Source organism: Microbacterium sp. S1037 (genome assembly GCF_048381605.1).
Lineage (GTDB): Bacteria > Actinomycetota > Actinomycetes > Actinomycetales > Microbacteriaceae > Microbacterium > Microbacterium testaceum_B.
This window is the reverse complement of record NZ_JBLWIG010000002.1, coordinates 893,725-900,948: the sequence shown is the minus strand read 5'-3', so window position 1 is coordinate 900,948 and position 7,224 is coordinate 893,725. Positions and strand designations below refer to the sequence as shown.

Here is a 7,224-nt window from a genome sequence, read left to right as displayed (position 1 = left end):
TGGGAGAGTAGGACACCGCCGGACTTCTTCTAACGAAATGGCCACCCAAAGCTGGGTGGCCATTTCGCATTTACGGGCACATTTGCCACGAGCGCCGACGCGCTCTCCGGTGACGGAGACTGCGTCGGCGCTTCGTCGTTCCCGGGGTGACTAATGTCGAAGGCGTGAGCGACTTCTCCGGCCATCAGCCCGGCAGTCGTGAGTATCGACGGCTCCTCGTGGGCCTGTTCTTCGGGGGTGTGGCGACCTTCGCGCAGCTGTACGCGACGCAGCCGGTGCTGCCCGCGATCGCACGGGACGTCGGGTCAGGGCCGGCGGGCGCCGCGCTGACTGTTTCGGCCGCCACTCTGGGACTCGCGGCCGCGGTCATCCCGTGGTCACTCGTCGCCGATCGAGCGGGTCGCGTTCCCGTCATGGCCCTCGGGCTTCTCGCGGCGACCGTTCTCGGCGCGGCGACCCCTTTCGCCGCGTCGCTCGACGTCCTTCTGGTCATGCGGGCCCTGGAGGGTGCGGCCCTCGGCGCTGTGCCGGCGGTCGCCCTCGCTTACTTGAGCGAGGAGGTCTCTGCTCGCCACGTCGCCGCAGCAGCCGGGTCGTACATTGCGGGGACGACGGTGGGTGGCCTTTCCGGCCGGCTCGTGGCGGGGTGGATCGGAGAGTTCGCGGGATGGCGGTGGGGAGTGGCATCCGTTGTCCTCCTCTGCGTGGGGGCGGCTCTCGTCTTCGTGGGCTTGGTGCCCAGGGCGCGGGGGTTCGTGCCCGGGCGGATGCGGACGGAGAGGGGGCCATCGGTCCGTCGGCGCATCGGGCTCAATCTGCGGTCTCGCGTGCAACTCGCTCTTTACGCACAGGGCTTTCTGCTCATGGGAGCTTTCGTCGCCGTCTACAACTACCTCGGCTTTCACCTCTCCGAGCCTCCGTTCGACATCGCTCCGGGTCTCGTGACGCTGCTCTTCCTCGCGTATCTGGCGGGGACGGTGTCGTCTCCTCGTGCCGGGATGTTGGCGGTCCGACTCGGCCGTCTGCCGGTGCTGCTCGGCAGCATCGTCGTCATGGCGGCCGGAGCGGCGCTGATGTTCCTGCCGGTGGTGCCGGTGGTGATCGTCGGCCTGGTGGCATTCACCGCGGGTTTCTTCGGCGCGCACGCTGTGGCATCCGGATGGACGCCGGTCGCGGCAGCCCCGGAGGCTCGCGCGCAAGCGTCTTCGCTGTACTACCTCGGCTACTACGCCGGATCGAGTCTGTTCGGGTGGTCCCTGGGAGTGGTGTTCTCCGGAGCCGGGTGGGCGATGTTCCTCGTCGTGATTCTGGTGATGTGCGCTCTCGCGGCGGGCGTCGCGGCGCTCACCCTCCGCACCGACGCGGCCGGTACGCGGTGAAACACGAAACTGTGGTGTCACGCCGCTTCGAGGTCAATGCCCGCGTCCGATGTCGGCGTGACCGACTAGCGTCGGATGTGACGTGAGGGAGGTCCCGAGTGGACGATGCGGACGAGCGCACCGTGGTGGATGACGTGACGGACGCCGAGGGGCAGGAAGCGACCGACGAGACGGTCGAGACGGCCGCGGAGATCAGTTACGACGAGCAGCGCTATCCGGCGCGTCCTCGTCGTCTCCGCCCGCGCGACCAGTTCCGTGGAGGCACCCTGCGGCGGTTTCTGACCGATCCGCGCAACGCGAACGGCGGCAATCCGTCCTACGTCGAGTGGCTCGTCCGGCAGTCCATGCTGAAGGACGCGGACGTGCTCAGCCGTCAGCTGTCGGGGCAACCGTCCATGTGGCGCAATCCCTACGCTCGTCCGGATGCCCGCCGGGCGATCGAGTCGACAGACGTGTGGTTCACTGCTTACCCGATCTCGCTGATCACGAGGCCGGGGGAATCCTTCCTCGATGCCCTCGGTGACGAGGCGCTCTGGGAAGCGTTCGAATGGGTCGGGATCAACGGCATTCACACCGGACCGGTCAAGCGCGCGGGCGGCATCACGGGGTGGCAGGAGACACCGAGCGTCGACGGCCACTTCGACCGCATCAGCACGCAGATCGACCCCGATTTCGGGGACGAGAACGCGTTCCGCCGTGTTGCCGACGTGGCCGACGCGCACGGCGGAAGCGTCATCGACGACATCGTGCCGGGCCACACAGGCAAGGGAGCGGACTTCCGCCTCGCGGAGATGGCGTATAAGGACTATCCGGGCATCTACCACATGGTCGAGATTCCCCGCGAAGACTGGGGCCTGCTCCCCGAGGTCCCGGCGGGTCGCGATTCGGTCAACCTCGACGCCGAGACCGAACGCGAGCTCAGCGCGCGCGGATACATCATCGGCGAGCTGCAGCGCGTGATCTTCTACACGCCGGGGGTCAAGGAGACCAACTGGAGCGCGACAGCACCGGTCCTCGGAACCGACGGCATGGAGCGACGCTGGGTCTACCTCCACTACTTCAAGGAGGGGCAGCCCTCCATCAACTGGCTGGACCCGACGTTCGCGGGAATGCGTCTCGTCATCGGCGACGCCCTCCACTCACTCGGTGATCTCGGAACGAGTGCCCTCCGGCTCGACGCCAACGGCTTCCTCGGCGTCGAGAAGAGCGCCGAGGGGCTCCCCGCGTGGTCGGAGGGCCACCCTCTCTCGCACGCGGCGAACCACATCATCGCCGGGATGGTGCGCAAGGTCGGCGGCTTCACGTTCCAGGAGCTCAACCTCACGATCGAGGACATCCGAGACACGGCGGCGGTCGGTGCGGATCTGTCCTACGATTTCGTGACTCGGCCGGGATACCACCACGCATTGGCGACGGCGAACACCGAGTTCCTGCGACTGGCCCTCACCACCTCCCTTGAGATCGGCGTGGAGCCGGCGCAGCTCGTGCACGGCATGCAGAACCACGACGAGCTGACCTACGAGCTCGTTCACTGGGCGACGACCCACCACGACACGGTGTATCCGTTCCGGCACGGCGAGGCGACGGGAGCCGAGATCGCGGAGACGGTCCGCGCGGAACTCACCGAGAAGCTCACCGTCGACGCGGACTACAACCTCGTCTTCACTCAGAACGGGATCGCCTGCACCACCGCCTCGCTCATCGCGGCGACGCAGGGACGCTCGACACTGGCGGAGATCACCGCCGAAGACATTCCCGCGATCCGCGACGCTCATCTGCTCCTGGCGAAGTACAACTCGTGGCAACCGGGAGTGTTCGCGCTGTCAGGGTGGGATCTCACCGGGTCCCTGACGCTTCCCGTCGACGACGTTCGTCATCTCATCGCGTCGGGAGACACGCGATGGATAGAGCGGGGAGCGCACGACCTGCTCGACGTCGCACCGGATGCCAGTGGTTCCGCCTCGGGCATGCCGCGGGCGCGATCCCTGTACGGATCACTGACCACGCAGCAGACCGATGCGTCGTCGTTCCTCTCGGGCCTCCGCGACGTGCTGAAGATTCGTACCGAGAACGGGATCGCGGTGGCGTCCCAGGTGGACATCCCGCAGGTCGGTCACCCGAGCATGCTTGTCATGGTCCACCGCCTCGACGGGGGAGACCGGCGCCGCGAAGACGCTCCCTTGCAGATCACGGTTCTCAACTTCTCGGGCGAGACGATCGAGGGCACCGTGCGGTCGGAGTGGCTGGCGCCTCAGAGTACGGCTGTCGACGCCGCCACAGGCGATGTCGTCGGACGCGTCGACGAGCTCCAGAGCTTCGCCCTCGAGCTCGCGCCCTACGCGGGGCTCTTCCTGCTCATGGAGGATGCCCCCGCAGATTGAGGGCGGCCGCCGGAACCATGTCCGAGGCGATGTCAGAGGCGGCGCCTACGCTGAGGTCATGGCCTCCATCGTGTGCGTCGCCTCCGGCTGCGTGTCCCCCGTAGAGGACGAGGCTCCGCTCGACCTCTGCGATTGGCACCTCGCCGTGGCGGCGGACTGGGTGGATTCACGCGATGGCGTCACAGACGTGCTGCCGTCGCCGTGCCGCCTCTGCGGCTCCCGGCTCGGTGTCCGGTGGCCGAGCGGATGGCTCTGCGCCGTGTGCGAATGGCGTGTCGGCGATGCGGTGGATGATGAGCTCCCCGCCCCACGCGTCGACGTCGTGTACTACCTCCGTTTCGAAGACCGGGTCAAGATCGGCACGACCGCCCAGCCTCGACAGCGATTGCACGCGATCTGGCACGATCAGCTGCTCGCGTTCGAGCGCGGCGACCGGCAGCTCGAACGTCGCCGGCACGAACGGTTCGCGGACGAGCGTTTCGCGAGGACGGAGTGGTTCCGGCTGAGCGATGCCCTCTCGGCTCACATCGACGAGCTGCGCGCGGGCGTCGACGACCCGTGGTCGCTGTTCGCACGGTGGGTGAGCGAAGCCACCGCCCGCCGCTGAGCGGTGGAACAGCATCGCCGGCGACCCGCCGTGCCGTCAGGAGGCGCGCGCGGGGTCGATGTGCGCGCTATGGTCAGGGCCATGCCGGGCACGTCACTCACCGAGCGACTCGGGATCCACCGAAGCATCCTCTCCAATCAGGCGCTTCTTCTTGCGGCGACCCTTCTGCTGGTGGTCTCGTCCTCGGTGCTCGGCCAGGTGCGCGACGTCGGGCTCTTCACCGTCTGCGTAACGGTGATCTTCGGGGGAGCCATTCTCGCGATCCTCGCCCCGTGGCGATCGCTGCCCTCGTGGGCTCTCGGGCTCGTGCCGGTCATCGACATGATCGCGATCGCCGCCCTGCGTGAGAGTGCTCCCCTCGCCGGTGTCGGTCTGCTCTGGGCCTTCCCCGCCATCTGGATCGGATCGACCTTCGGGGTCGGGGGAGTCGTCGCCGTTCTCATCGGCGTCTCCGCGATCGTTCTGTTCCAGCTCGTCAACGACGACGAACAACGACTCACAGCGGCGACGTTCGTCTTGCCCTTCTCCGTCGTGGCGCTGTCGGCCCTGGCACACTCGACGGCGCGTCGGGCACGAGCGCAACGCGCCCTGCTCGAGAAGCAGTCGGCCGAGCTTCGTCGCTCCGTCGAACGGGCGCGGCGGCAGGAAGACCTCGTCACCGAGGTGCTCGACGCCGTGGACTTCGGTGTCATCCGCGTCACCCGCGAGGGCGACCTCGCCGTGACGAACGAAGCTCACGCTCGGTTGCAAGCCACCGTGGACGTTCTGGGTGAGCCGATCGCGGCCTACGCTGCGGACGGCACCACTCCTGTCCCGCCGAACGAGACCCCCCTGGCCCGAGCGCGCGCCGGAGAACTGTTCGAGGGCGAACTCGTCTGGTTCGGTGCGCCGGGACAGGACCGGCGTGCGTTGAGCGTCACGGCGCGACGACTGTCCTCGGGGACGGACGCGGATGAGAGCACGATCGTGGTCTCACGGGACGTGACGGCGGAGGAGCAGGCGCTGCGAGCGCGCGACGATCTCGTCGCCAGCGTCTCGCACGAGCTCCGTACTCCGCTCACCTCGATCATCGGGTACCTCGACCTCGCTCTCGACGACCCCGCTATCGTCGCGGAGACCCGCGACCGTCTGGAGGTCGCCGAGCGCAACGCCACGCGGTTGAGGGAGCTGGTCGCCGACATCCTGGCGATGTCCGCCTCGTCGCGCCACGGTGCCGAGTTCGATCTCATCCCCGTCGACACCGATATCGCGACGATCGTTCGCGCGGCGGTGGAGTCCCAGCAGCCACGCGCGGCGGACCATGGCATCCGAATCGACTCCTCGGGGCTCAGAGACGGGACCGCGCACGTCGATCCGCGACGCCTGCGTCAGGTCGTCGACAATCTCCTGTCGAACGCCATCAAGTACAACGTGCGCGGAGGAACGGTCACCGTCGCCGTGGAGATCAGCGCCACGTCCGTGCAGATCGCGGTCGCCGATGACGGCCCGGGTATCTCGCGGTCCGAGCAGGGGCGAGTCTTCGACCGCTTCTTCCGCGGCGACGCGGTACGGAACTCGTCTACTCACGGCAGCGGCCTGGGGCTGGCGATCAGCCGCGACATCGTCCGCGCGCACGGAGGCGAGATCACGGTCAGTTCGGCTCTCGGCAGCGGCACGACCTTCATCGTGCGCTTGCCGCGGAAAGTGGGAAGCGCATCATGATCCTCGATTCGGTGACTCTCCAGGTCGCCGCGCTCCTCGTCATCCTCGTCTCGGCGCTGATGTACGTCCTGGACACGCTCATGCTCAAGGACGGCAGCCCGGGCAGGTACTGGTCGGCTGCGTACCTGAGTGGGTGTCTCTCGGCCCTGTGCTACCTCATCGGGCTCGTCCTGCCCGGCGCATACATCGCCGTCGCGATCGGCAACGGGGTCTTCGTCGGGGCGACGGGGTTCATCTGGCTGGGTTGTCTCTCGTTCAACGGGCGGCCGATGCGCGTGCCGCTGATCGTCTGGGCCGCGGCCGTCCTGGCGGTGGCGGTTGCCGCCCTCGCGGCGGGTCCAGGCGGAGGGACCTGGGCCGGCGCGGTGCCGTTCTTCCTCGGGAACGCTCTGTTCGGTGCGCTCGGCGCGATCGAGACCCGGCGCGGGGCGGTCCGCGGCCGGTGGAGCGCGGGGGGATTGACCGTGATCATGGCGATCGAGTCGCTGTGGTTCGCGACGCGCGCCGTGGTGTTCATCGCTTCCGGGCCGGAGAGCGACCTCTTCCTCGCCGTCTTCGATACGCGCGTGGCGTCTCTTCTGACCATCGTCCTCGTCGTCGCGGCCGTCATCGTGACATCGACCCTGCGATCGAGCGAATCGGCCTTCCGCGGTCATGTCGCCGCTCGAAACCTGACGGTCGACGGTGACGGCATCCTGTTCCGCGATTCGTTTCGCGGAGCCTTGGGCATCCTGCTGACGCGCGCGCGTGCGGCGGAGGAGGATCCGTGCGTCGTCTGCCTGCGAATCGACGACCTCCGCCGCGTATCGATGGCCTTCGGCCCCGAAGAAGCGGATGCCATTCTCCGCGCGTTTCGCGGGGCCGCCCGACGGCATGCTCCGACGATGGCCCTCGTCGGGGAGACGGACACCACCGGGATCACGGTGGCTTTCATCACGACGAGCGTCACCGACGTGAGCCGCGTCGCGCGGTCGCTTCGCGATCGCGTCGTGGCCGACGTCGCGGCGCTACAGACGACCGTCGCGCCCGTTGTGGGGGTCGGAGTCGCGCTCGCCGGTCAGGTCGGCTTCGACGCCGAGCGGCTCATCGAAGCTGCGGATGCGGCGGCAGCGGAGGCGGTCCTGACAGGTCGGCAGCCGTTCGGGCTCGCCTGACC

General features: G+C 68.1%; 5 protein-coding genes. All 5 read left to right on the top strand.

The features are described 5' to 3' along the window. Positions 1–164 precede the first annotated feature (164 nt). The 5 genes from ACMW4R_RS15025 (at position 165) to ACMW4R_RS15005 (ending at position 7,222) form a co-directional block, all read left to right on the top strand. Positions 165–1,379, top strand: coding sequence for an MFS transporter (locus tag ACMW4R_RS15025; protein ID WP_193751344.1), 1,215 nt, complete (start codon positions 165–167; stop codon positions 1,377–1,379). Positions 1,380–1,504: 125 nt separating this feature from the next. Beyond that, positions 1,505–3,760 carry a maltose alpha-D-glucosyltransferase gene (gene treS, locus ACMW4R_RS15020; protein ID WP_058630117.1) on the top strand — a complete coding sequence of 752 codons (2,256 nt, stop codon included), beginning with the start codon at positions 1,505–1,507 and terminating at the stop codon, positions 3,758–3,760. Between the two features lie 58 nt (positions 3,761–3,818). Beyond that, on the top strand, positions 3,819–4,367 hold the full coding sequence (locus tag ACMW4R_RS15015) for a GIY-YIG nuclease family protein (protein WP_418300262.1): 549 nt from the start codon (positions 3,819–3,821) through the stop codon (positions 4,365–4,367). Positions 4,368–4,448: 81 nt separating this feature from the next. Then, a complete protein-coding gene (locus tag ACMW4R_RS15010; RefSeq protein WP_418300261.1) occupies positions 4,449–6,068 on the top strand; it encodes a sensor histidine kinase in 1,620 nt (539 codons plus the stop codon). Then, a complete protein-coding gene (locus tag ACMW4R_RS15005; protein WP_418300260.1) occupies positions 6,065–7,222 on the top strand; it encodes a diguanylate cyclase domain-containing protein in 1,158 nt (385 codons plus the stop codon). Before ACMW4R_RS15010 ends, ACMW4R_RS15005 begins: the two co-directional genes overlap by 4 nt. The last annotated feature ends 2 nt before the right edge of the window (positions 7,223–7,224 follow it).

What these genes read in the sequence shown, in the direction of transcription:
- ACMW4R_RS15015 (WP_418300262.1), top strand. Translation starts at nt 3,819, where the DNA reads ATGGCCTCCATCGTGTGCGTCGCCTCCGGCTGCGTGTCCCCCGTAGAG.
- ACMW4R_RS15005 (WP_418300260.1), top strand. Translation starts at nt 6,065, where the DNA reads ATGATCCTCGATTCGGTGACTCTCCAGGTCGCCGCGCTCCTCGTCATC.
- ACMW4R_RS15010 (WP_418300261.1), top strand. Translation starts at nt 4,449, where the DNA reads ATGCCGGGCACGTCACTCACCGAGCGACTCGGGATCCACCGAAGCATC.